This is a genomic window from Pseudomonas sp. PS02290, assembly GCF_029960075.1.
GTDB lineage: Bacteria > Pseudomonadota > Gammaproteobacteria > Pseudomonadales > Pseudomonadaceae > Aquipseudomonas.
Genome location: NZ_JASCOY010000071.1, coordinates 1 through 25725, shown reverse-complemented (window position 1 = coordinate 25725; position 25725 = coordinate 1). Strand labels below are relative to the sequence as shown.

23 protein-coding genes are annotated in these 25725 nt (G+C 60.6%); 20 read left to right on the top strand and 3 right to left on the bottom strand.

Going from position 1 to position 25725, the window contains the following annotated elements; genetic code table 11:
- Positions 1-435: 435 nt before the first annotated feature.
- The gene (locus tag QMX88_RS22665) at positions 436-726 is read left to right on the top strand and encodes a hypothetical protein (protein ID WP_192173997.1); all 291 of its coding nucleotides are present in this window, start codon (positions 436-438) and stop codon (positions 724-726) included.
- Here QMX88_RS22665 and QMX88_RS22660 read toward each other — a convergent pair.
- Positions 723-1295 (bottom strand): TetR/AcrR family transcriptional regulator, encoded by a 573-nt coding sequence (locus QMX88_RS22660; RefSeq protein WP_282372462.1) that lies wholly within the window; start codon positions 1293-1295, stop codon positions 723-725. The two genes, QMX88_RS22665 and QMX88_RS22660, sit on opposite strands and share 4 nt — an antisense overlap.
- Before the next feature lie 97 nt (positions 1296-1392).
- Between QMX88_RS22660 and QMX88_RS22655 the strand changes: the two genes are divergently transcribed.
- Positions 1393-2133 carry an SDR family oxidoreductase gene (locus QMX88_RS22655; protein WP_282372461.1) on the top strand — a complete coding sequence of 247 codons (741 nt, stop codon included), beginning with the start codon at positions 1393-1395 and terminating at the stop codon, positions 2131-2133.
- A 64-nt stretch (positions 2134-2197) separates the two neighbouring features.
- On the top strand, positions 2198-2791 hold the full coding sequence (locus tag QMX88_RS22650; protein ID WP_282372460.1) for a 2-hydroxychromene-2-carboxylate isomerase: 594 nt from the start codon (positions 2198-2200) through the stop codon (positions 2789-2791).
- A gap of 44 nt (positions 2792-2835) precedes the next feature.
- On the opposite strand, the gene QMX88_RS22645 is transcribed toward QMX88_RS22650, so the two are convergent.
- Positions 2836-4644, bottom strand: coding sequence for an aminopeptidase P family protein (locus tag QMX88_RS22645; RefSeq protein WP_282372459.1), 1809 nt, complete (start codon positions 4642-4644; stop codon positions 2836-2838).
- A 913-nt stretch (positions 4645-5557) separates the two neighbouring features.
- Here QMX88_RS22645 and QMX88_RS22640 point away from each other — a divergent pair.
- The 17 genes from QMX88_RS22640 to ssuE all read left to right on the top strand — a co-directional run bounded on the left by QMX88_RS22640 (position 5558) and on the right by ssuE (position 25084).
- Entirely contained in the window at positions 5558-6343 is a 786-nt protein-coding gene (locus QMX88_RS22640; protein WP_282372458.1) for a hypothetical protein, read from the top strand.
- A gap of 104 nt (positions 6344-6447) precedes the next feature.
- The gene (locus QMX88_RS22635; protein WP_282372457.1) at positions 6448-7569 is read left to right on the top strand and encodes a DegT/DnrJ/EryC1/StrS family aminotransferase; all 1122 of its coding nucleotides are present in this window, start codon (positions 6448-6450) and stop codon (positions 7567-7569) included.
- A gap of 42 nt (positions 7570-7611) precedes the next feature.
- A complete protein-coding gene (locus tag QMX88_RS22630; protein WP_282372456.1) occupies positions 7612-9126 on the top strand; it encodes a lipopolysaccharide biosynthesis protein in 1515 nt (504 codons plus the stop codon).
- A gap of 17 nt (positions 9127-9143) precedes the next feature.
- The gene (locus QMX88_RS22625; RefSeq protein ID WP_192174005.1) at positions 9144-10073 is read left to right on the top strand and encodes a glycosyltransferase family 2 protein; all 930 of its coding nucleotides are present in this window, start codon (positions 9144-9146) and stop codon (positions 10071-10073) included.
- The gene (locus tag QMX88_RS22620) at positions 10063-10515 is read left to right on the top strand and encodes a low molecular weight protein-tyrosine-phosphatase (RefSeq protein WP_192174006.1); all 453 of its coding nucleotides are present in this window, start codon (positions 10063-10065) and stop codon (positions 10513-10515) included. The genes QMX88_RS22625 and QMX88_RS22620 overlap by 11 nt, the downstream gene beginning before the upstream one ends.
- A complete protein-coding gene (locus QMX88_RS22615; protein WP_282372453.1) occupies positions 10516-12732 on the top strand; it encodes a polysaccharide biosynthesis tyrosine autokinase in 2217 nt (738 codons plus the stop codon).
- A gap of 27 nt (positions 12733-12759) precedes the next feature.
- Positions 12760-13560 (top strand): WbqC family protein, encoded by an 801-nt coding sequence (locus QMX88_RS22610; protein WP_282372452.1) that lies wholly within the window; start codon positions 12760-12762, stop codon positions 13558-13560.
- Between the two features lie 5 nt (positions 13561-13565).
- Positions 13566-14090 (top strand): transcription/translation regulatory transformer protein RfaH, encoded by a 525-nt coding sequence (gene rfaH / locus QMX88_RS22605; RefSeq protein WP_192174009.1) that lies wholly within the window; start codon positions 13566-13568, stop codon positions 14088-14090.
- Between the two features lie 106 nt (positions 14091-14196).
- Positions 14197-15198, top strand: a complete 1002-nt coding sequence (locus QMX88_RS22600) for a glycosyltransferase (protein ID WP_192174010.1) — start codon at positions 14197-14199, stop codon at positions 15196-15198.
- The gene (locus QMX88_RS22595) at positions 15195-16448 is read left to right on the top strand and encodes a glycosyltransferase family 4 protein (RefSeq protein WP_282372449.1); all 1254 of its coding nucleotides are present in this window, start codon (positions 15195-15197) and stop codon (positions 16446-16448) included. Before QMX88_RS22600 ends, QMX88_RS22595 begins: the two co-directional genes overlap by 4 nt.
- Positions 16449-16548: 100 nt before the next feature.
- Positions 16549-17871, top strand: a complete 1323-nt coding sequence (locus QMX88_RS22590) for a hypothetical protein (protein ID WP_192174012.1) — start codon at positions 16549-16551, stop codon at positions 17869-17871.
- A 103-nt stretch (positions 17872-17974) separates the two neighbouring features.
- A complete protein-coding gene (locus QMX88_RS22585; protein WP_192174013.1) occupies positions 17975-19093 on the top strand; it encodes a glycosyltransferase family 4 protein in 1119 nt (372 codons plus the stop codon).
- A gap of 9 nt (positions 19094-19102) precedes the next feature.
- Positions 19103-20143 (top strand): acyltransferase family protein, encoded by a 1041-nt coding sequence (locus QMX88_RS22580; protein WP_282372445.1) that lies wholly within the window; start codon positions 19103-19105, stop codon positions 20141-20143.
- Positions 20144-20238: 95 nt separating this feature from the next.
- Complete coding sequence (locus QMX88_RS22575) at positions 20239-21462, top strand: glycosyltransferase family 4 protein (protein WP_192174015.1); 1224 nt, start codon at positions 20239-20241, stop codon at positions 21460-21462.
- A gap of 13 nt (positions 21463-21475) precedes the next feature.
- Positions 21476-22888 carry an undecaprenyl-phosphate glucose phosphotransferase gene (locus QMX88_RS22570; protein WP_282372444.1) on the top strand — a complete coding sequence of 471 codons (1413 nt, stop codon included), beginning with the start codon at positions 21476-21478 and terminating at the stop codon, positions 22886-22888.
- 166 nt (positions 22889-23054) lie between these two features.
- On the top strand, positions 23055-24137 hold the full coding sequence (locus tag QMX88_RS22565; RefSeq protein WP_282372443.1) for a polysaccharide biosynthesis/export family protein: 1083 nt from the start codon (positions 23055-23057) through the stop codon (positions 24135-24137).
- Positions 24138-24502: 365 nt separating this feature from the next.
- Positions 24503-25084, top strand: a complete 582-nt coding sequence (gene ssuE / locus QMX88_RS22560; protein WP_282372442.1) for an NADPH-dependent FMN reductase — start codon at positions 24503-24505, stop codon at positions 25082-25084.
- Between the two features lie 10 nt (positions 25085-25094).
- Here ssuE and QMX88_RS22555 read toward each other — a convergent pair whose 3' ends face one another.
- On the bottom strand, positions 25095-25370 hold the full coding sequence (locus QMX88_RS22555) for a hypothetical protein (protein WP_192174019.1): 276 nt from the start codon (positions 25368-25370) through the stop codon (positions 25095-25097).
- Positions 25371-25725 lie beyond the last annotated feature (355 nt).

Below are 25725 nucleotides of genomic sequence, written 5' to 3'. Positions count from 1 at the left end.
ATTCAAGCATCTGAACCGAAGCATTCCTCGCTGCTTACTTCGTCCAACTCGTTGATTATCAAGGAGTTTTCCGTTTCGTCTGCGCCGGAAGTGGGGCGAATTATAGACAGATCCAGAGGGGCGTCAAGCACTTATTTCAACAGACAGAACAATCACTGATATTTGGCGCCTTTGCTGCTTAACAGACCGCTATCCATGGGTTCTTATAGGAGCGTGCGCTTCTTTAACCGCTCTTTATAGGGATCCAGGAAGCAGCCGCTCGCACAGCCATCGGCGTGATACACGATGTCACTGGCATTTGTCTCACTATTGAGCGATGTTTAGCCGGCGCGCCTTGACATGGTGCCGCCCCTCCACATGGACGTGACCGTTGGTGGCAGCATGCGAATTCTGGATAGTCACTGACCGCAACGTGTTGGTCAGGTAAGGATATGAATGAAGTACTTTTTAATGGCACTGGCAGCATTGGCGGTCGCTGGATGCGCAGCGACGTCTAAACCGGTCATGGGTAAACGCGGCATCCACATCAATTGCTCGGGCCTGTCGTCCTCGTGGGAGCAGTGCTATGACATGGCGACCAACTCCTGCGTATCCAAGCAGTATCGTGTGATCGCCAAGTCCGGTGACGGCGCCGAAGACACGGGGGGCTATCCGCTCGGTCTGAATCCGGCCGGCTATACCAGCCGCAGCATGATCATCATCTGCAAGAAGCCGACTAACCCCTAGTCGGCTACCGACAGCGCATCCACCTGCTGACACAGCAGGTCATGGCTGGCGTCCACCACGCGTTGCTGGAGCTCGGGCGTCGCCATCATTCGCGCGACCGTCAGAGCACCAACGCACTGAGCAATGGCTGCCCACGCCAGATCTTCGTCCCCCAGCACTTCAGCCCATGCCTTTTGTAATTCGCACAACCAGTGCTCGGCGCGCAGACGAGCCGGTCCTTCTGCGCGGGCAATTTCGGCGCCCAATGCAGGAATGACACATCCACCCGCAGGATTCTGTACATGCGCCAGTGTCAGGTAATGCCGCAGGCACTGCTTGATTCGGTCCCTGGTCAGCGACTCATCGCCACCGAGTAACGCCAGGCTGCGGGTCAACTCGCGCTCAACCACCGCCTGAAACAACGCATCCTTCGAAGAGAAGTGACTATAGAAAGCTCCTCCGGTGAGCCCGACGGCTTTCATCAGACTGTCCACCCCCATAGGCGCGAAGCCTTTCTCCTTCACCAGAGCGGCGCTGCTGTCGAGCATGGCGCGCCGGGTTTGCTCTTTATGGTCGACCGAGTAGCGCATTGTTTCCCCCCCCTTTTACTTAAGTAAGTGCCTTGACGCTCTCGCGACCCTAGCATAACGTCCGTTAAGTAAACGATCGTTTAATAAAGGTATCGTGATGACCATTACATTGAATAACAAGAAGGTCGTTCTGGTTGTGGGTGCAGGCGACGCGACAGGAGGCGCGATTGCCAGACGCTTCGCCCGGGAGGGTTACGTGGCGTGTGTCACTCGCAGGAGCGCCGACAAACTTCAGCCCTTAGTTGACTCGATTCGGCAGAGCGGCGGCGAAGCTCACGGGTTCGCCTCGGACGCGCGCAAGGAAGATGACGTGGTGGCGCTGATTGAGCAGATCGAGACTGAGATCGGCCCGATCGAGGCCTTCGTTTTCAATATCGGCGCCAACGTGCCCTGCAGCATTCTCAAAGAGACGGCGCGCAAGTACTTCAAGATTTGGGAGATGGCGTGCTTCTCCGGATTTCTGAACGCCCGGGAGGTCGCCCTTCGTATGGTCAAACGCAAACGCGGCACCCTTCTGTTTACCGGGGCGACTGCAGGCCTGCGCGGCGCTGCCCATTTTGCAGCCTTCGCCGGCGCCAAGCACGGGCTACGGGCACTGGCGCAAAGCATGGCCCGTGAACTGGGGCCGATGAACATCCATGTGGCTCACGTGGTGGTGGACGGCGCGATCGATACTGATTTCATCCGCACTCAGTTTCCCGAACGCTACGCGCTCAAGGATGAGGACGGCATTCTCGACCCTGAACACATCGCAGAAAATTACTGGTATCTGCACAGCCAGCCCCGGGACGCATGGACGTTCGAGCTGGACCTGCGCCCCTGGAACGAACGCTGGTAAGCCCCTGCGTCAGCGAATCACATGGGCGCACGCCCGCATCTATATAAGAAGAAGGAATGCAATGATGAGCCGAAGCGTGGAGTTTTACTTCGATGTGGGCAGCCCGACCAGTTACCTGGCCTACACCCAGTTGCGGAGGATCTGCGACGAGACGTCAGCGACCCTGATCTACCGGCCCATCTTGCTGGGCGCAGTGTTCAAGGCGACAGGCAATGCGTCGCCCAACGACGTGCCTGCCAAAGCGCGTTACTCCATCAATGATCTGGCACGCTTCGCCAAGCGCTATCAGGTTCCCCTCACCTTCAACCCTCACTTCCCGATCAACACGCTCAGCCTGATGCGCGCGTTGACTGCTGCGCAGATGCTCCAGCCGCAACGGTTCATTGAATTGCTGGAAATCACTTTCAGGGCGATATGGGTAGAAGCGCTGGACTTGAACGACCCTGGGGTGTTGTCAGCGGCCCTCACAAGGTCTGGCTTTGATCCGGCAGAAATCCTTGGCTGGGTCAGCAACCCCAGCGTCAAGGACCAGCTGAAAATCAATACCGAAGAAGCCGTTGCACGAGGCGTGTTTGGTGCCCCGAGCATGTTCGTCGACGACGAGCTCTATTTCGGTCAGGACCGACTCGATTTCGTCCGGGAAGCGCTAACCGAATAACCTGCCTGTAATGCCACCGCCAAAGAGGACGGTGGCGTTCAGGGTCAAACCGCCGCTGTCCTACCTTCCAGCCAGGCCAACGCGGCGCCCTCCACGAGTGGACTGAGGCGCTGCCTGACCTGGGCGTGGTATTCGTTCAGCCATTCACGCTCGTCTTGGGTCAGCAGGCCGATTTCAAGGCAGCGCGTGTCTATCGGACAGAGCGTGAGGGTCTCGAACTTGAGAAACTCGCCGAACTCGGTCTTGCCCGCCTCCTGATTGATCACCAGGTTTTCAATGCGCACACCCCACTGCCCCGGCCGATACGTCCCCGGCTCGATCGACGTGATCATCCCCGGCTGCATCGCGGTTTGCGGCGTGGCGGCGGCTTGATAGGCAATCACCTGCGGGCCTTCGTGCACGTTCAGGAAATAGCCGACGCCGTGACCGGTGCCATGACCGTAGTTGACGCCCTCGGCCCAGATCGGGGCGCGAGCGATGGAGTCGAGCAGCGGCGAAAGAATGCCGCGCGGAAAGTGCGCACGGGACAACGCGATGACGCCCTTCAGAACGCGCGTGCAGTCACGCTTCTGTTCAGCGGTCGGCGTGCCGATGGGCACCATGCGGGTGATATCGGTCGTGCCGCCCAGGTATTGGCCGCCGGAGTCGATCAGCAGCAAGCCGTCCCCCTCAATTTGCGCGTGCTCTCCTTCGGTGGCGCGGTAGTGAGGCATCGCCCCGTTACCGTTGAAGCCGGCAATGGTGGCGAAACTCTGGGACACGTAGCCCGGCCGACGGGCCCGCGCCGCGCTGAGTTTCTCGTCGATGGTCAGCTCGCTGACGGGCTCTTTGCCCAGCGCTGAATCCAGCCAGGCGAAGAATTCGCACAGCGCCGCGCCGTCCTGCTCCATCGCCTGGCGGATGTGCCGGGTATCAGCAGCGCTTTTCTGCGATTTGAACAGGGTCGTCGGGTTCAAGCCTTCGACCAACGTCACTTCGCTGTCGAGATAGTCCAGCAGGCCACAGGTGACCCGCGCCGGATCCACCAGCAACCGCGCGTCCTTGGGCACGTTGCGCAGCGCAGTGCCGATGCGGGTGTATTCATGCAGGGTGATGCCGTCTTGCTCCAGGGTGCTGCGCAGTCCGGCGTCGACTTTCTCTGATGCGACAAACAGGTTGATGCTGTGCGGGCCGATCAGGGCGAAGGAGATGAACACCGGGTTGTAGGAGACGTCGGCGCCACGCAGATTAAACAGCCAGGCGATGTCGTCCAGGGTGGCGAGAAAATGCCACTCCGCGCCGCGCTCGGCCATCACCGTGCGCAATCGAGTGAGTTTGTCCGTGCGGCTTTCGGTGGCGTGGGGCGCGGCGTGCTCATAGATTGCCTGGGCCGGCAACGCAGGGCGGTCGTTCCACAACTCCGTCAGAGGGTCGAGGTCGGTGCGAAGGCGCGCGCCTTTTTCGTACAGATTGGCAGCCAGCGTGCGCGACGACGCCACGGCCAACACCGCGCCATCCACCGCGACGACGGAATCCGCCTTGGCCTGGTCGGCGAGCCATTCAAGTGGGCCGGTCTGGCCGGGCTGCAGCTTGACCAACTCGATGCCGCTGCCTGCCAGCTCCTTGCTCGCCTGCTCCCAGTAACGGCTGTCTGCCCAGAGGCCGGCGAAGTCCTGGGTGATGATCAAGGTGCCGACGGAACCGTGGAAGCCGGACAGCCACTGCCGCCCTTGCCAGTAACCCGGCAGATATTCAGAGAGATGAGGGTCGGCCGACGGCACCAGCCAGGCGTCGATGCCCTCACGGCTCATCAGGGCGCGCGCCTGCGCGAGGCGTTGCATCGCCACTCCAGTGGTTTTCGACTGCGTATTCATTGAATCTCCTGGTGACCCGAATTGTTTGCGTCGCAGACCCGGATAATGGAGCAGCGATCAAGGCTGAGCAACCGCAGCGCCGCATCCACCCTTGGCCGCAGTAATGACGCGCCGGGGCCACTGCATGGCGCACTGATGAAGTCTTCGGTCATATCAACCACCTCACCCACATCGATGTATATATAACCGAACACAGTTCTATCTATAAAACCGCAACACCACTGTGATCGCTTAATTACAAACTTACCTCTCACTTGATTAGTTGCCCTGCGCACAAGTACGCGTATATGACGGGATTCAATAATCGAGCGCCATAAAACCGTTACCCCCATACGCGCCCAAGTTCTGACGTTGGAAAAACGTCTTCCCGGTAATTTTCAATAGCCAAACAGGGGGTCTCCGGCAGTGCCTAAAAAGCGTCGCGCACCACGACAGGGCAGTGATGTTTTATTGACTCTGTTTAAAATCAATCACTTAGGCATGCCAACGATCCGCTTATCAAAAAATTAACAGAATGATGGCGAAATAATTTGACAGAAACTCTGCCTCCGCCGATATATAGGCACGTCCAATGTTTTCCCGTTTTTGCAGTGCGGCCCTAGAGCCGTGCGCCGAGAGCATTCCGACTTAATTACCCTGAGACTGCCCAAAAAGTTGACGATTCAAACGGTGTGAAATCTGCGCCGGTGGGCAGTTTTTGGTTCAAAGAAAGGTTTTTTCGAATTACTGAATGTGCTCGGTGGGGCGGTAGCTTTGCCCAACGCTTTTGTCAGCCAGTGCTGAATGAAGTCACCGTTTGAATGCACGCCTAATTAGTACAACGGCAGGATCTGCAGATTCGGGCGGTAGCGTGCCTGAAGCACAATTCACTCCGCTGCCCTGCACTCCTCACTCTCTACGAGGGCCTGATGCAATGCCTTTATCTTTCGACATGGATGAGCAGCTGGTTCAGCGACTGGCTGACGAAATCGATACCAACGGCTTTGCAAAACTGAACGCGGCCGTGCCTGACACGGACCTGCAGCAGTTGCGGGCCTGGACTGACGAACAGGCGCAGAAACACCAGGGCGAATACTTTGCCTACCACGGTGAAGCGGCACTGAGCGAAAGCCTGCTGGCGAGTTACTGGTCCGACCCGCGTTTCAAGACGCTGCTCGGTCGCCTCTACAAGCATGCAGCCCGCCGCGACGCTGCCAGTGACCGCATTTTCCCGGTGCTGCGCTGCGTGCAGGGCAATCAGGGCAAGCGCGAATCCAACAGTTTCCACTACGACGCCAGCCTGGTGACCGCACTGATCCCGGTGTTCATCCCCAGTGAAGGCGAAGGACGCGGCGATCTGATGCTGTTTCCGAATATCCGCCGGGTGCGCTCATGGGTGCTGTTCAACGTGATCGAGAAGGCCCTGCTGCAGAACAAGATCACCCGCGGCTGGATCATCAAGGGCATGCAGCGCAACTGGCTCAAGCCGTATGTCCTGCGCCTGGAGCCCGGCAGCGTTTATTTCTTCTGGGGCTATCGCAGCCTGCACGCCAATCAGGCCTGCAGACCGGACGTGAAGCGCGCCACCGCGCTCTTCCACTTCGGCGACCCCCATGCAGGCAGCCTGGCCACCCGGTTGATCCTGAAAATCAATCAGGGCCGTGCGCGACGGATGAGTAGCAAAGCAGGCAGCCCGCCGCCGGCATCCACCCCCAATTGATTTCCCTCGAACCTGGCGTTGGCGGCCTGGCCTCAGACCGGCGCAACCGCATCACTGCCCAGAAAGCATTTTTCAAAAGCTTTGCATCTGAAATGGAGAATTCGATGATCAACGTCACCAAGACTTACCTGGGCGATATCGACAAGTTCAAGGGCTACGTCGAGGGCATTTATGCGCGCGGCTGGCTGACCAACCACGGGCCGCTGGTGTGCGAGCTCGAACAACGCCTGAAAGACTACCTGGGCGTCAAGCACGTCATTCTTACCAACAACGGCACCCTCGCCCTACAGGTCGCCTATCGAGCACTGGGCCTGAGCGGCAGCGCAGTGACCACGCCGTTCAGCTTTGTCGCCACCAGCAGTTCGCTGCAGTGGGAAGGCATTCGCCCGATCTTCGCCGACATCGACGCGCAGACCTGGAATATTTCGCCCGACCACATCGAGAGCCGCATCGTCTCCGACACCACCGCCATTGTCGGCACCCACGTCTTCGGCAACCCGTGCGCCGTTGAACGCATCGAAGAAATCGCCCGTCGGCGCAATCTGAAAGTCGTGTACGACGGCGCCCATGCCTTCGCCGTGCGTCACGCCGGCCAGTCGGTGCTCAACTGGGGCGACGTCAGCACACTGAGTTTTCACGCCACCAAGCTGTTTCACACCATCGAAGGCGGCGCGATTATCACCAACGATGACGAAACAGCGCGCCGGGTTCACCTGCTGTGCAACTTCGGCATCGTTGACGTCGACAAGATCGACGGCATCGGCATCAACGCCAAGCTCAACGAATTCTCCGCCGCGATGGGCCTGTGCATTCTCGACGACATCGAGAACATTCTTCAGGAACGCGCTGAAATCGCTGACCGCTACACCACCCGCCTGGGCGATTACGTCGACCTGCAGCGGCCGGAAAGCAACAGCGAACTCAACCACAGCTATTACCCGATCGCCCTGCGCGACGAACAACAACTGCTGCGTTTGCGTTCGGCGCTGAACACCAACGGGATCAACCCGCGCCGCTACTTCTATCCGTCGCTGGACACCCTTGAATACCTGCAGCCGCAAGCGGCACAAACCGCCTCGCGTTCACTGAGCGAGCGCGTGTTGTGCCTGCCGATTTACCCGGGCCTGCTGCGCGACGATCAGGACCGCGTCATTCAGACGGTGATCGCCGAAACCCGCACCGCCCACTCGCCGTACCGTGTGCCGTCCCTCGCGCAGGTCATGTAACGCCATCGCGCCATTCACCTAGATTCGCCGGAAGGACTTTCGATGCCAACCAAGCGCTCAGTCATACGCAACACTGCGTTGAGCTATGCAGGCCAGGCCTACACGCTGCTCGTGGGGATCCTGATCATGCCGTTCTACCTCGGCCACATGGGCGCCGAGGCATATGGGCTTATCGGGTTCTTCTCGGTGCTGCAAGCCTGGCTGCAATTGCTGGACGCAGGGTTGTCGCCGAGTCTGGTCAGGGCGGTGGCGCATCGACAAGGCAGCGACGGACTGGACCGCTACACCGGTCGCCTGCTGCGTTCGTTCGAGATCATCTTCCTGCCACTGGCGGGTTTCTGCTGCGTGGCAATGTATGCCGGCAGCGAGTGGATTGCCGTTCACTGGCTCAATGCCCAGGAGCTGTCGACGCAGACCGTGGTGCAGTGCATCGCGCTGATGGGCATCGTCATCGCCCTGCGCTTGTTTTCGACGCTCTATAAAAGCGGGATTCAAGGCCTTGAGCAGCATGCATGGCTGAACATCGCCAACGTGATCATCGCCACGCTGCGCTACTTCGGCGGGCTGCTGCTGGTGAGCACGATCTCCAACGACCCGGTGCACTTCTTCGAATTCCAGGCGCTGGTTGGCTTGATCGAAGCGTTGATCTTCGCCGCCCGTGCCTATCAACAGATGCCGAGGCCGTCGCCGCTGACCGGTTTCGACTGGGATCTGGTCAAGCCGATCATCCCGTTCGCGGCCAGCATGTCCGGCACCGCGGTGCTGTGGATCGTGCTGACCCAGATCGACAAGGTGCTGCTGTCCGAGCTGCTGCCACTTAATGAATACGGTTATTTCTCGCTGGTGGCACTGATCACCACCGGGATCATGATGCTCTCCAACCCGCTGGCGCAGACGCTACTGCCGCGTCTCACGGTGTTGATGGCCGAAGGGCGACGGGATGACATGCATCAGCTGTACCTGGCGGCCAACCGATTTGTGTGCACGTTCCTGTTTCCCCTCGCGGCACTGATCGCGCTGCACGCCGACGAGATGGTGTTTGCCTGGTCGGGCGACCGCGCTGCCGCCGAGTGGAGCCGGACGATTCTGCCGTGGTACTCGCTGGGCAGCGCCATCATGGCAGTCAGCGCATTCCAGTTTTATCTGCAGTACGCCTACGGGCGCATGCACCTGCATGTCTGGTACAGCATTGTTTCGGCGCTGATCACCGTGCCGGTGATGTTTCTGGCGATTCGCGGCTATGGCGCTTACGGCGCGGCGATTGCCTGGTTCGTGTTGCGGGTGGTGTCCTTCGCCATCTGGCCGGTCATCGTCCACCAACGTTTGGCTCCGGGCATTCACAGCCAATGGCTGCGCGACATCATCCGCATCAGCGTGATGACCGGCGTGGGTCTGGCGATCACCGAGCCTTTGCTGCGCCTGATCGCCAGTGACAACCGCATCGGCGTCTTTCTGGGTCTGGCCGTCTGCGGCCTGCTCACGCTGCTGATTGTGGCCGCCAGCTACAAGCCGCTGGTGATGAAGATTTCCGTTCTGTTCAGCAAACCCAGTGTTTAACTCCGAGTACCCAAGCCATGGATGCTATTAGCAATAAGACGAGCTCTTCGCCGTCCGCCGCGCCCTTGGTCAGCATCGTCTGTCCAGCCTACAACCAGGAAGCCTACGTCGCGCAGACGCTGGAAGGCTTTCTGATGCAGCAAACCACGTTCGCCTTCGAAATCCTGGTGAACGACGATGCCTCCACAGACGGCACCGCTCGCATCATTGCCGATTACGTCAAACGCTTCCCGACGCTGATCCGCCCCTTCTATCACGAGACGAATCAGTACTCGCAGAACAACCCGCCGGTGCCGGGTCTGTTCGGCGAAGCCCGGGGCCGCTACATCGCCTACTGCGAGGGCGACGATTACTGGACTGACCCGCGCAAGCTGCAGATACAGGTGGATTTTCTCGAGAACAACCCGGATTACGTGCTGACCTACCACGACGCGATCCCCTTCGACATCAGCGGCCAATACCCGATTCAGCTGCAAGGCAAGCTGCGCGGGGATGCCACGGCGCTAGAGCTGCAGAAAGCGCGGCCGGTGTCGACGCTGACCACGGTGTTCCGCAACGTTTTCGATTCGTTGCCGCCCGAACTGCGTGCCGCGCCGCTCAACGATCTGGTCTGGTGGTCGCTGCTCGGTGCCTACGGCAAGGGCAAATTCATGGGTGAGGTCAAGCCGGCCATGTACCGGTTGCACCCGGGCGGCGTGTTTTCCATGCGCTCCAACAAACGCAAATTGCACATGGCGCTGCAGACCTCGGGCGCCCTGGCCAACTACTACAACCGGCTCGGCCATCAGGAACTCTATGAGCATTTCCTGATGGAGCTGGTCGAGTACTCGCTGTCGGCGATCACTCCGAAACGCAAGATGCAGACGCTCCTGGCGGTCGGGCAGAACTTCAGCTCCAACATCAGCAAAAGACTGATGACGACCCTCAGCAAAGGTCATGTTCAATAACGTACTGGTGGTCTGCGTCGGCAATATCTGTCGCAGCCCCATGGCCGAAGCCCTGTTCCGACAACGCGTGCCGAACGCGCGCATCCAGATCTCGTCGGCCGGCACCCACGCCATGCTCAGTTCCACTATCGATCCGCTGGCCCAGGCTGTGCTGCAGGTCAACGGCGTCCTCGCCCACAAACATCGAAGCCGTCAGATCGATCGGCAGATGCTCCACGAAGCAGAGCTGATTCTGGTCATGGAGCATCGTCAGACCCAGAGCGTCCTCAAGCTGGCCCCCGAGGTACGCGGCAAGACGTTTCTGATTGGCAAATGGCAACAAGCGCTGGAAATCGCCGATCCCTATCGGCGCCCGAAACTAGCCTTTGAACAGACCTACGAGCAGCTTTCGCGTTGTGTCGACGACTGGCTTCCTTATCTTCAGTCAGGAGATCCAAGATAAATGACCGCTATGAACCGTACTTCTCTGGACGAGGTCCAGGACTCCCGGATCGATTTGGCGACTATCTTGCGCACACTTTTCGATCACAAAGGATTGATTGCGTCGATTGTCGGCATCTGCGTCCTGCTCGGCGCCACCTACGCCATTCTCGCCACGCCGATCTTCCAGGCCAACGCGATGATTCAGATCGAGCCGCGCAAAGTGGGCATCGAGGGCCGCACCGAAGTCTCCAGCAAGCCGCTGTCGGTTTCCCAGGCGACCACCGAAATCGAGCTGATCAAATCCCGCGCAGTGCTGGGCAAGGTCGTTGATGACCTCAAGCTGTACATCGTGCAGAAGCCCAAATACATCCCGGGGCTGGGCAGCTACATGGCGCGTCGGTTCAAGCCGGAGCGTGAAGGCGCGCTGGCCGATCCGATGTTCGGCCTGAACAGCTACGCCTGGGGCGGCGAGAAAATCGACATCTTCCAGCTGGAAGTGCCGGACGCACTGCTGGGCGAAAAGATGACCATGGTGGCGGGCAAGCCTGGCACCTTCACCTTGTATGACGAAGACCGCAACAAACTGCTCAGCGGCCCAGTCGGTCAGACCGTCGAAGGCAGCGGCATCACCCTCCAGGTGGCTGCGCTCAATGCACGTCCGGGTACCGAGTTCACCGTCGTGCGTCAACGCACCCTGACCGCTGCGCTGGATTATCAGGACCGTCTGAAAATCATGGAAGCGGGCAAGGATTCCGGGATCGTCTACCTGTCGATTCAGGACCCGGACCCGGCACTGGCCAAGCGCATCCTCAACGAAGTCAGCCGCCTGTATGTGCGCCAGAATGTCGAGCGCAGTTCAGCTGAAGCCGCCCAGCGTCTGGAATTCCTGCGTTCGCAATTGCCTGCCGTGCGCAAGCAGCTGGAACAGTCGGAAATCGCGCTCAACAACTTCCAGATGGGCGCCAAGTCGGTTGACCTGAGCGTTGAAACCAAATCGGTTCTGGATCAGGTGGTCAAGCTGGAAGGCACCCTGTCGGACCTGAAAATGAAGCGTGTCGACGTCGAGCGTCTGTACACGCCGGAGCATCCGACCTACCGCGCCCTGATGACTCAGATCGGCCAGGTTGAATCCCAGAAAGCCGCGCTGCTGAAGAAGATCGAAGCCCTGCCGGCCACGCAACAAGAGTTGCTGCGTCTGAACCGTGACATGCAGGTCACCTCGCAGACCTACACCCTGTTGCTGGACAAGAGCCAGGAGCAGGACATTCTGCGCGCCGGCAGCATCGGCAACGTCCGCATCATCGACAACGCCGACGCCAACGTCGAAGAGCCGGTCAAGCCGATGCGCAAAATCATCGTGCTGGTCGCCGCCCTGATCGGCCTGCTGCTGGCCGTTGCCACCGTGTTTGTACGCCAGGCGTTCTATCGCGGCGTGGACAACCCGGAAGTCATCGAAAACCTCGGCATGCCGGTGTACGCCTCGCTGCCGTATTCGCGACTGCAGGAGCGCATGGAAAAGGCCGCCCAGAGCCGTTCGGCGAGCAAGGAGCCACGCCTGCTGAGCGTCAGCGCGCCGACGGAGCTGGCGATCGAAGCGTTGCGCAGCCTGCGCACCAGCCTGCACTTCGCCATGCTCGAAGCCCGCAACAACGTGCTGATGATTTCCAGCCCGACGCCGGGCGTGGGCAAGTCGTTCGTCTCCAGCAACCTGGCGGTGATCATTGCCCAGACCGGCAAACGCGTGTTGCTGATCGACGCCGACATGCGCAAAGGCTACCTGCACAAGATGTTCAACCTGACGCCCAAGCACGGTTTGTCGGACACCCTCGCTGCGCGTCTGGGCAGCAAGGAAGTCATCAACCACACCGAAGTGCGCAACCTGGATTTCATCTCCTGCGGTTACGCGGCGCCGAATCCGTCCGAGCTGTTGATGCACGACAACTTCAACAAAATGATCAGCGAGCTGTCGCCGCTGTATGACCTGGTGATCATCGACACCCCGCCGATTCTGGCCGTGACCGATGCCACGCTGGTCGGCCGCCAGTCCGGCACCTGCCTGCTGGTGACCCGCTTCGGCCTGAGCACCGCCAAGGAAATCGAAGCGTGCAAACGCCGCCTGATGCACAACGGCATTCTGATCAAGGGTGCGATCTTCAACGGTGTCCTGCGCAAGGCGTCCACCGCCGACTACGACTGCGCCGCTTACGGTTACGACTACACCACGGTCCGCAAGTAAATCGACATGCACGCCAAGGAGACACACATGGCCAGGACCCTTGCAGTGATGCAGCCCTATCTGTTCCCGTACCTGGGTTACTTTCAGCTCATTGCTGCCGCAGACGTCTTCGTCCTGGGAGACGATCTGCAGTATGTTCGGTCCGGCTGGGTCAATCGCAACCGCATCCTGCATAACGACGAAGCGAAGCTGATCAGCTTTCCGTTGAAGAAAGACCGCTTTCAGTTGCAGATCAATCAGCGCCAACTGTGTGATCATTTCAGCGATGAGGCGCCGCGGCTGATCGATCTGCTGGCCGAGAGTTATAGAGAGGCGCCCTGTTTCGCGCAGGTCATGCCCTTGCTGGAGCGGTTGATCCGTTTCCCGCAGCAGAACATCGCGCTGTATGCCGAACACGCAATCCGTGAAATCTGTGCTTATCTGCACATCGTGACGCCGATCCTGCGCAGCTCGGACCTGATATTGGGTAGCGCTGCGGACAAGCAGGAGCGCATTATCCGCATCGCTCACACGTTTGAAGCCACGACGTTCATCACCCCGGAAGGCGGATCGGTCATCTATGACCGTGATCACTTCGCCCGCAACGGCTTGCTGGTGCGGTTCTTCCGGATGAACCCCGTGGTGTACCGGCAGTTCCGGCAACCTTTCGTCGCCAATCTGTCGATCATCGATGTGCTGATGTTCAACTGCGTCGAGCAGGTGCAGCAGATGTTGACCGAATACGGGCTGGACAAGAATCCATCCAGCGCCCGGCCAGGCATGATGCACGGGCTGGCGCAAAAACCTGACGTTGTCCTGACCGGGTCGCACCGGATCGCAGTGGAGTGAAGTGTATGTCTGAAGTCGTCAATAGCGCCTGTGGCTCCGCGCGCTGGTACCTGATCCAGACCAAACCCCGCCAGGAAGCCCGTGCGGCAGAGCACCTGCAACGTCAGCAGTTCGAGTGCTACCGCCCGGTCAAGCACGGCGAGAAAAAACGCGGCTCACGGGCACCGGCCGAAGAAGAGCTGTTCCCCGGCTACCTCTTCATCCACATGGACCAGGCCAGCGACAACTGGTACCCGATCCGCTCGACCCGAGGCGTGGCGCGCATCGTCACCTTCGGCGGCATGCCGGTTCCGGTGCAGGATGCGTTGATCGAGCAAATCCGCCAGCGCCTGCTGGCGCCGCCGGCCAGGGTCACCTTTCAAGAAGGGGAAACGGTGCGGATCACGGCCGAGGGCTTCAACGACGTCGAAGCGATCTTCCTCGCCGCCGACGGTGATGAGCGTGCGGTGATTCTGCTCAATCTGCTGCAACGTGAGCAGAAGGTCACCCTGCCGGTCAGCAGCCTGTCGCGGATGCAAGCGCAGGCGTGAGCCGTTAGCGTTTTCCGTACTGATCCACACATTCTGACCCACACATCCTGAATCCCACGGGGCTGATGCTTTCAGCCTCTTGACCCCCCTTCGCCCGGAACTCGCCATGACCCAGAAAACCACACTGGTGACGCTCACCTATGGTGATCGTTTCAACTACCTGCACACGCTGGTCAGCCGCTCGCTGGAAAGCCCGCTGATCGATCGCGTGATCATCGTCAGCAACGCGTCCACCGCACCGCTGGATAACCTGCGCCGCACCTGGCCGAATCAGGTCAGCGTGATCTACATGCACGAGAACACCGGTTCCGCGCGGGGCTATTCGGTGGGGATTCAGGCCGCACTGGATGCCGGGGCCGAACACATCTGGCTGATGGACGACGACAACGCGCCGACCATCAACGCCATCGCCACGCTGCATCAGGTGCTCGAAGAACGTAAACGCGTCGACGGCGAAGACAAGGCCGCCGTGCTGGGCTTTCGGCCCACCCATCAGGCGGACATCGCCGCCGGCGTGCCGAACCGCTTCGCCATTCAGCGCCGTTCGAGTTTCTTCGGTTTTCACATCGCACAGCTGCCCTACAAGATCTGGCGCCGGCTGCCGTGGGGCGCGCCGCAAAGCCCGCACCGCAAACTGCCGATGGTGCAATTGCCGTTCGCCACGTACGGCGGCCTGCTCGCCCACCGCAATCTGTATCGCCGCATCGGCCTGCCGCTGGACGCGTTGATGCTCTACGCCGACGACAGCGAATACACCTTTCGCATCACCGCCGGTGGTGGCCGGATCTTTCTGGTGCCGGACGCCTTGCTCGACGACCTGGAAAGCTCGTGGAACATCAAGGCACGCACCAACAACATCTACGAGAGCTTCCTGCTCGGTGGCTCGGACTTGCGCGCCTACTACGGCGCGCGCAATCAGGCCTGGTTCGACAAAAACATCTGGGCCAATTCGTCGCTGCTGTACGGCCTCAACCGCTGGGTGTTCTTCCGCCTGCTGCGGCTGATCGCCAAGCGACGCGGTGCCGAGGAGCGCCTTGGCCTGATCGAACAAGCCATCCGTGACGGTGAGTCCGGGGTACTGGGTCTGAATCAGTCGTATCCACTATGAAAATACTGTTCATCAGCAGCCTGTATGCCCCTCACATTGGAGGCGGCGCGGAAATCATTCTTCAGCGTACCGTCGAAGGCCTGCAGCAGCGCGGCTGTGAAGTCAGCGTGCTGGTGACCGGTCCCGACGCGGGCCTGAGCGTCGAAGCGGTGAACGGCGTCAAGGTCTACCGCGCCGGCCTGCGTAACTTCTACTGGCATTTCGGTGCGCAGCGGCCTGGCCGTCTGGCGCGCCTGGGCTGGCATCTGCGCGACCGCTACAACGGCGCGATGCGCAGCTACGTGAAACAGGTCATCGGCAGCGAGCAGCCGCAACTGGTGGTCTGCCACAACCTGGCCGGCTGGTCGGTGTCCGTCTGGGACGAGATCACCGCTGCAAAACTGCCGATCGTGCAGGTGCTGCATGACATGTACCTGATGTGCCCGAGCAGCAACATGTTCAAGCGCGGCCAGTGCTGCCAGCAGCAATGCGGCAGTTGCCAGACCTTTCGCAAGGGCCACGACGCACGCTCGGCCCAGGTCGCGGCGGTGGTTGGGGTCAGCCGCTTCATTCTGGACAAGCTGCAGCAGCGCGGTTACTTCAGCGCCGCCAGCCCGTACGTCGTGCACAACGCCAGCCCGTTCACGCCGCCCACCGCCTCGCCCCATCAGCGGCGGCAAGCGGATCTGGCGACGAAAAAAGCGCCGTTGCGCTTCGGCTACATGGGCACGCTGTCCCATCAGAAAGGCGTGGCCTGGCTAATCGAGCAATTTCAGCGACTGCCCTTCGACGCCACGCTGCAGATTGCAGGGCGTGGCCAGACGGATGACGAAGCCACGTTCAAGGCGCTGGCGAACTCGTCGAAGATCAGCTTCGTCGGTTACCAGAAGCCTGAAGCGTTCTACCGCCAGATCGACGTCGCCGTGGTGCCTTCGCTGTGGAACGAGCCGTTCGGCATGGTCGCCGTTGAAGCCTGCGCTCACTCGGTGCCGGTGATTGCCAGCCGCATGGGCGGTTTGCCGGAAATCATTCAGGACCCGCTCAACGGTTTGCTGTGTGACCCGCAGGACCCCGACTCCCTGGGCCAGGCGATGTTGCGCTTGCACCAGAACCCGGAACTGCTGGCGCGTCTGAGCGGCCAGGCGCGGGTCAGCGTGGCGTCGTTACTGAACCTGGAGTTGATGCTCGACAGTTACCAAAGCATTTTTGCCCAGACGTTGCTGGACGACACCGCCCAGCGCAACCGGCATGCCCTGCCCCACCCGGTCTGAACACATCGGCATGCCTGCAAGCGATGCCGACATTACCACCGACGGCCCGAGACCTACCTGAGCAAGCGCTCCGGACCGTGCCTCTTCACTGAGACAAGCCATGCTCATCCCTTACCTGACCCGGTTACGACGACCCTCGGCGGTCCTGTTGCTGGGCTTGTTGATAAGCTGCATCACGCGAGCGGACGAAGCATTCATCATCGGCGTCGACACGCACTTGATGAACAAACCCGGCACCTCCGTCCGCGCGTTCCAACTGCTGAAAGCGGCGGGAGTCGACTCGGTGCGCGACGATGCCTACTGGTCCAGCGCCGAGCCCCGACGAGGGTTATTGAAGATCGAGCCTTCGTGGCAGTCGTTCCTGAGCGCCGCCCAGGAACACCGATTGCGACCACTGTTGGTGCTGGGCTACGGCAACCCGTTTTACGAGAACTACGCCAAACCGCGGAAACCCTCGGTGCGCGACGCTTACGGCAACTACGCCAGCTTCGTCACCCGCCAGCTCACCGACAGCGTGGACTTCTACGAGATCTGGAATGAGTGGGACAAGGAAAACCCGGTCGATCCGGGGTTCGCCAGGGACTACAGCCTGCTCATCGAACAAACCGCCCAGCGCATTCGCGCCAACCAGCGGCCGATGGTGATTCTGGCCGGCGCCGTCACCAGTCAGGGGATGGACCTGGGGTTTGCCGATCGGCTGGTGGAATCGGGCGTGCTCAACCATGTCGACGGGTTGTCGCTTCATCCGTATGTGTATTGCCGTTCGGATGAGCGCAACACCCCGGAAAACTGGATTGCCTGGCTGCGGCGGATCAGCGAGGACCTGAAGGACAAGAACCGCAACAACGGCCCGGTGCCGCTGTACCTCACCGAAATGGGCTGGCCCAGCAACGATGGGCGCTGCGGCGGTGATGAGAAGACCCAGGCGGCGTTTCTGGCACGCAGTTTCTTCCTGGCGCAGACGATGCCCAACGTCAAGGGCATGTGGTGGAACGGCCTGCTCAACGACGGCCCCGACGGCACTGATCCGGAGCAGAACTTCGGCCTGCTCAATCAGGACCTGAGCATCAAGCAGGCCTACCTGACGCTGAAGGCCATCAGCCCGACGCTGCATCAATTCCGTTACGACGCTGAAAAGAGTCGAGAAATCGACTCGCAATACCTGCTGCGGTTCGCCAAGGGTTCGGAGCAGATCATGGTCGCCTGGACCGCCGGGCTGCCGCGTTCGATCAAGGTCGACGCCAGCAGCGTGCTGCGCGGCAACGTGCAATACATCGACACCCGCCAGCCGCAACGCGGCCTGGTCGACAGCGGTATCCCGTGGAACTGCAACGACGGGCGTTGCTCGGCGCAAGTGCCGATCGATGACTTCCCGAAAATAATAAGCCTGGGCACACGCCCGGCACTGTTTGCCTTGCCCTGAATTCTGCCTTTTTTATTCCGGTCCGCCTTTAGAGCGCCCCTTCATTCAGGGCGCTGACGGCTCCTGCGCACGACCCCTTTATCTCTTCTACAGGTCGACCACAATGATTGTGATCAATGCACGTTTTCTGACCCAGGAACTGCGGGGCGTTCAACGCTTCGCCGAACAGATCTGCCTGGCCCTCAAGCAACTGCGCGACGACGTGGTGTTTGTTGCTCCCCACGGCATTCAGATGCACGAAAGCGCCAAGGCCCTCGACGTGCAATGCATCGGCAGTCACAGCGGCCACCTGTGGGAACAACTGGACCTGCCCCTGTACCTGCGCCGTCAGGGCAACCCGCTGCTGATTTCCCTGTGCAGCACCGCGCCGCTGTTGTACGGCAATCAGATCGCGACCCACCACGACGTCACCTATGTGCGTCACCCGGAAAGCTACACACGCACGTTTCGCCTGCTCTACCGGACCATGACGCCGATCATGCTGTCGCGGATCAAGTCGCTGCTGACGGTGAGCGCCTTCTCCAAGGGAGAAATCTCGCAGTTCTACAGATTTCCGGAGAAGAAAATCTTCGTGGTGCCCAATGCCGTCAGCGGTGCGTTTCAACCGGGCCCGCCCCTTAAAGAGCAACAGGACTACCTGCTGGCGGTGTCTTCGCCCAGTGCGCACAAGAATTTCAGCCGGATGATTCAGGCGTTTCTGCTGCTGCGCGGCCACGATGATCTGCAACTGCGCATCGTCGGTGGCGCCAGCGGGATCTTCAGCGACGACAACCTGCAACGTCTGGCCAGTCGTGACCCGCGCATCCGCTTTCTGGGGCGCCTGAGCGACGACGAACTGATCAGCCAGTACCAGGGCGCAACGGCCTTTGTGTTTCCGTCGCTGTATGAAGGCTTCGGCATTCCGCCCCTGGAAGCCCAGGCCTGTGGTTGCCCGGTGCTGGCGGCGAACGCGGCGTCGATTCCCGAAGTGCTGCAGGCCAGCGCGCTGTATTTCGACCCGCTGGACATTGACCACATGGCCGCCGCCATGGAACGCATTCTGACGGACATGCCGCTGCGCCAGTCCCTGCGCCGACGGGGGCTGAACAACGTGGCGCGGTTCTCCTGGGAAGAGTCGGCACGACAGGTTTCCCAACGCATCGACGCGCTGCAGAGTCCGGCCAGAGACCGGCGCAGCAGCCAGGGCAGCGATGCACTGGGTCGCGAATCTTCCAGCAACTGAGGCCCTGCCATGAAACGCCTTGCCTATCTCGACGCATTGCGCGGCATCGCCGCCTTGATGGTGGTCTTCACCCATTTGTATGCACCGGTCATCGGTCACGTCTGGGTGCTGGATTACCTGATCGACCCGGGCAAATTGGGGGTGCTGTGGTTTTTCATGATCAGCGGCGTGGTGATCCCCTACAGCCTAAAGCCGGTGCCGGACGGCGCTCGACGCTTTCTGATCTCACGCTTCATGCGCTTGTACCCGGCCTACTGGCTGTCACTGCTGCTGTTTGTGCTGATGCTGCAGTTGACCGGCGCGCCGCTGCCGTCCTGGCCGCAGATCGTCGCCAACCTGACGATGGTGCAGGCGGCACTGGGCTTCGACGACGTGGTCGGCCTGTACTGGACGCTGTTCATCGAACTGGTGTTCTACGGCCTGTGCCTGGCGTTGTTCATCGCCGGCAAGCTGTACGACCTGGCCTTCCGGGCGCGCTGTTCGCTGGTGTTTCTGCTCGCCGCGCTGGCGATGAGCGTTGCCCGCGCGCTGACCGAACACAAACTGCCGGTGGCGCTGCCCCTGGCGTTGTCGCTGATGTTCTTCGGCTCGGTGTGGCGTCAGTGGTTGCTGGCTGAACACAGCCCGGCGCTGACGCGGAACCTGAAGATGCTGTTCGTGGCCTTCGCCGTGCTGTTGCCGCCGACGCTGATCATGGCGTACAGCAAGGACATGGGCACCGGCGAAACCTGGGGCCGTTACTGCTTCACCTACGCCGTGGCCATCGTCAGCTTCGTGCTGCTGACCCGCAGCGTGCGCCTGAACCACCCGGCGCTGGTCTGGCTGGGCGCAGTGAGTTACTCGCTGTACCTGCTGCACCCGTCGATGGGCATGCTCAGCGAATTTCTGCTGCGCGGCACCGACGCACCCGGCCTGCTGGTGGCGCTGGTCGCGACGGTCCTGACCCTGGGCGCTGCCCATTTGTGCTTCCGCTACATCGAACACCCGTTCATCCAGCTCGGAAAACGCCTCAATAACCGCAAAGCCGAGACGCAGCCTGTCAGCGTCTGATTTAGCGCCTGCGCACATGGAAAGGCATGGGATGGCCCTCGCGAGCCTGGCTCGACGTGCCGGGCGTCCCTCAGCCGTTAATGCAGAGAATTCCAATGAAAATTGCAATCGTCCACGACTGGTTGGTGACATACGCCGGTGCCGAAAGGGTTTTGGCATCGCTGATCAACATCTGGCCCGAGGCGGATCTGTTCTCCGTCATCGATTTCCTCAGCGACGAGGACCGCGCCCGACTGGGCGGCAAGGTCGCGAAGACCACGTTCATCCAGCGCCTGCCCAAGGCCAAAACCAAATACCAGCGCTACCTGCCGCTGATGCCGATGGCCATCGAGCAACTGGACCTGTCCGGTTACGACCTGATCATCAGCAGCAGTCACGCCGTGGCCAAAGGCGTCCTGTGCGGGCCGGACCAGTTGCACGTCAGCTACGTGCATTCGCCGATCCGTTACGCCTGGGACCTGCAGCATCAGTACCTCAAAGAGGCGAACCTGAGCACCGGCCTGAAAGGCAAAGTGGCGCGGATGATCCTGCATTACATGCGCATGTGGGATCAGCGCACGGCCGCGGGCGTCGACGACTTCATCGCCAACTCGCACTTCATCGGCGCGCGCATCACCAAGGCCTACCGTCGCGAATCCACGGTGATCTATCCGCCGGTGGACACCCTCGGTTTCGCGCTGCAGGAACAGAAGCAGGATTACTACTTCACCGCCTCGCGCATGGTCCCGTACAAGCGCATGCCGATGATCATCGAAGCCTTCGCGGCGATGCCGAACAAGCGTCTGGTGGTGATCGGCGACGGTCCGGAAATGGACAAGGCCAAGGCCGCTGCGGCCAACGCGCCAAACGTCACGCTGCTGGGCTACCAGCCGTTCGCGGTGCTGCAGGAACACATGAGCAACGCCAAGGCGTTCGTGTTTGCTGCCGAGGAAGATTTCGGCATCAGCCCGGTGGAGGCCCAGGCCTGCGGCACGCCGGTCATCGCGTTCGCCAAGGGTGGCGTGGTGGAAACGGTCTGCGGTCTGGATCATCCGCAGCCGACCGGCGTGCTCTACCCGGAACAGAGTGTGGCGTCGCTGATGGCCGCCATCGAGACGTTCGAGATCAACGGTTCACGCATCACCGCGCAAGCCTGTCGGACTAACGCCGAGCGCTTCAGCGAAGCCCGCTTCGAACTGGAAATGCGCCAGTTCGTCGAGACCCGCCTGAGTGCTGCGCGTCAAAGCCGCCAGCCTGCGCACATCCGGCCGATGCAGATCGCGCCGACGCTGGTCAGCAGCGACCTCTCCGCCCGCGTTGTTCCGATCAAATCCGTCTGAGCGAGCCCAGCCTATGCGTACTCCATTAAGGGGCATCCTGCATGCCCATTCATCGTCGCTGTCCGTCGCTCACCGGCTGCTCGATCTGGCGGTCATCGCGGTCGGCGGTTACGGCGTCAACCTTCTCACCGGCACGCCAATGAGCTCCGAAGCCTGGATGCAGATTCTGCTGGCGGCGGTGGCTTTCCACTGGCTGGCCGAATACAACCAGCTGTACGGCTCGTGGCGTGGCGAGCGCATTGTGCGCGAGCTGCTGAAGGTCGCCAATTACTGGGGCCTGGCCTTCGTGCTGCTGCTGTTCGTCGATTACCTGCTGTTGCAGCCCGACGATCTGGCGAACGACAGCCAGATGGCCTGGTTTGCCGCCGTGCTGGTGGCGCTGTGTGGTTATCGTCTGGCGATTCGCAGCGTGCTGCACGCGTTGCGCGCCCAGGGTTTCAACACCCGTCGCGTGGCGATCGTCGGCACCGGCCATTGCGGCGAACGCCTGGCGATGTCCATCGAACGCGCGCCGTGGATGGGCCTGAACCTGCTGGGCTTCTATGACGAAGCACCGCAGCAGATTGACCTGGCGCGCATCGGCCGACGCATTCCGGTGCTGGGCGATCTGGATCAACTGATCCAGGACGCCCGCGACGGCAAGATCGACAAGGTGTACATCACCCTTGAACTGGGCGCGCAGGCGCGTTTGCAGGAACTGATCAAAGGCCTGAGCGATACCACTGCGTCGGTCTATGTGATCCCGGATGTGTTCATGTTCGAGTTGCTGCATGCCCGCAGCGAAAGCATCAACGGCCTGCCGAGCATCAGCATTTTCGATTCGCCCATGGACGGCGCCTGGAGTGTGGTCAAGCGTCTGGAAGACATCGTGCTGTCGAGCATCATCCTGACCATGATCGCCCTGCCGCTGATGCTCATCGCCCTGGCGATCAAGCTCACTTCCCCCGGCCCGGTGCTGTTCCGTCAACGCCGTTACGGCCTGGACGGGCGGCCGATCATGGTCTGGAAATTCCGCAGCATGAGCGTGCAGGAAAACGGCTCGGTGGTGACCCAGGCCACGCGCAACGACAGCCGCATTACGCCGCTGGGCGCGTTCCTGCGCCGTACCTCGCTGGACGAACTGCCGCAGTTCTTCAATGTGCTGCGCGGCGAGATGTCCGTCGTCGGCCCGCGCCCCCACGCCGTGGCGCACAACGAGCAATACCGCAAGCAGGTGTCGGGTTACATGCTGCGGCACAAGGTCAAGCCGGGCATCACCGGCTGGGCCCAGATCAACGGCTGGCGCGGCGAGACCGACACGCTGGACAAGATGCAGAAACGCGTTGAATTCGACCTGCAGTACATCGAGCACTGGTCGGTCTGGCTGGACCTGAAAATCATCCTGCTGACGCTCTTCAAAGGCTTCGTCAACAAGAACGCCTTCTAAAAAGAAAATCTGCCAAAAACAACAAACATGGCCAAGGGCTAGTAAGCTCGGCGGGAGGTGCACGGGTGCATGAGCGAATGTGATCCGATGTTCGGTGTAAGTAAGGGATGCAAAGAAATCACTGCGGTGCCAGTACGCACCTATTAGGATTAGAAGGAACATTCATATGAAAGTAACGTTAGCGGTCGTGCTGCTTTCCAGTCTGGTGTTGCAAGGCTGCGCATTCGCCCCCGGTCAGTACATGTCTTACAGCGATGTCACCGATAACGACCCCGACGGTCCCCAGGTCACGCTGATCAAAATCACCCCTGCCACTCTCGCGCAGCAGCAGAAAACGGCGGACGCCGCGGCCAAACCGCTGCCCCCGGAACTGCTGAACTACAAGACCCCTGAATACGTCGTCGGCCCGGGCGACGCCTTGCTGGTGACCGTTTTCGAACACCCTGAACTGACCGCGCCGGGCTCCCAGGAACAACTGGACGCCAACAGCCGCGAAGTGCTGAACGACGGCACCGTGTTCTTCCCGTACGTGGGCCGAATTCAGGCGGCCGGCAAGACTGTTTCGCAGATCCGCGAGCAACTGCGCATGGGTCTGGCGCCGCAGTACACCGAGGTGAAAGTCGACGTCAAAGTGCTGCGCTATAACAGCCAGCGCGTCCTGCTGTCGGGTGCGTTCAAGACCCCTGGCCCGCAAGCGATCACCAACATTCCGCTGAGCCTGGTTCAGGCCATCAGCCAGGCCGGTCTTGATTTGACCGACGCCAACCTCGCCGGCCTGACCCTGCGTCGCGACGGCAAGGATTACGTGATCGACGTTGACTCGCTGAACCGCAAGGACGCGCAGATCAGCAAGATCTTTCTGAAAGACGGCGACTACCTGCACCTCAACAGCAACTCGAAAAACAAGATCTACGTGCTGGGCGAAGTTCAGCGCCCTCAAGTGATCTCGTTCAGCACCACCAGCGTGAGCTTGCTGGAAGCGCTCGGCACCTCTGGCGGCTTGAGCCCTGACGCAGCCGATGGCGATGCGGTGTATGTGATTCGTGCACAGGACGCCACCCACGGGGCGACGGTTTATCACCTCGCTGCGAAGAAGCCGACCAGTTATGCACTGGCGAAAGGCTTCGAGCTGGCGGCCCAGGACGTGGTGTTTGTCGGCCCGGCCAACATCACCCGCTGGAGCCGTTACGTGAGCCAGTTGCTGGGTTCGAACAACATCATCCAGACCGGTGCGATGTTCAGGAATTGATGGGGCAGGCAGCTTCAAGCGGCACGTTTGGGGCTGCAAGCTGACAGCCGCGCAACAGAGCAACAGAGAAATCCTCGCAGTGGTCCGACTGCGGGGATTTTTTTTGGATTGAATTTGGCAGCGGCAAGTGTTGCTGAGGCAACACCGGATCAACAACTACGTGCGCCTGGATCAACAGTCTGGGGTGTCTGGCAGTATTGCAGCTGAGGCTGATCGCCGGATTCACGGGGGCAACGGACGATTGAGGGGGCTGGCACACATGCTGCTTCACTCCCTTCAAAGGGTCTTCACGCCCATTACTTCGCGTTGAACGCGGCCTGCACGGTGCCAAGCACCCCGGGTGACTGACCCCAAGGAAACAACACATGTTGGTAGTTTCGATTTCAGGTAGCCCTTCCACCCGATCGCGCTCGGGCGTGGTGCTGCAACATGCCGCGCACTGGCTCAAGGACCGTGGCGTTGAAGTGAACGGTGTGCGCATTCAGGATTTCGCCGCCGAGGATTTGCTCTACGCCCGATTCGACAGCCCACAGGTGGTGGCTTTCATCGACGCAGTGGCGAAGGCAGATGGCTTGCTGATCGGCACGCCGGTGTATAAGGCGTCGTTTTCGGGGGCGTTGAAAACGCTGCTCGACCTGCTCCCGGAGCGTTCATTGCACGGCAAAGTGGTCTTGCCGATCGCCACGGGTGGGAGCATTGCGCACATGCTGGCGGTGGATTACGCGCTGAAACCGGTGCTGTCGGCGCTGAAATGCCAAGAAGTGCTGCACGGGGTGTTCGCCATCGACAGCCAGATCAGCTACGGCGAGAACGCGTTGGGCGGTGATCTGGATGAACTGCTGACCCAGCGACTGCATGACGGCCTGGATCACTTTTTACTGGGCCTTCAACACCGGACCCAGGCGCGTCACAACGAAGCGGGCGGTCATTTGAAACTGGCGTTGTAAGCCTATCGACTTAACCCTGACGTGCTTTCGAAGCGACGCTGACTTCGGCGTTGTATTCGCCACGGTTGTCGAACTCGTGGGCGCGTTGCAGTTGTGGCTGTTCCATCATTTGCGCCTTGCGGGCCTGGAATTCGTCGTAGGACAGGCCGCGACGGTTGAGATCTTCGAGTGCCAGCTGGTGGGTTTCTTCAGCGCTGTAAGGGCGCAGTTCGGGATGATTGCCAGCGGCACAACCGGCAAGAACGGAGGCGGAGAGTAACAGGGAGAGGGCAAGAAGACGGTTCATTGGGAGCCTCCATTCGGCTCGTTTCTGGAATGAAGCCAAGGCTACGCGCCGGGCCTTTCCAGCAGAAATCAGTCGTCTTGATAGTGGCTATCGGGTTTGGCGCGCAATTGGCTGTTCGGCGATCTATCTAAGCGTAGAGTGCGTCGGCCTAACGGCCTCGGGTTTCGCCTTCGGCGAGTTACTTGGAAAAGCACCCCAAGTAACCAAGGGTGCTTGCTCTCGGTTTGGCCCCTCGTTCCTCGGGGTTCCTTCACTCCGGTCTCGCTCCGTGGGCCCGCGCCGAACGGACATCCATGTCCTGACGGCGCTCTCGCCGCATCCATGCGGCTCGGCACACTGCGCGAGACCTGCGTTC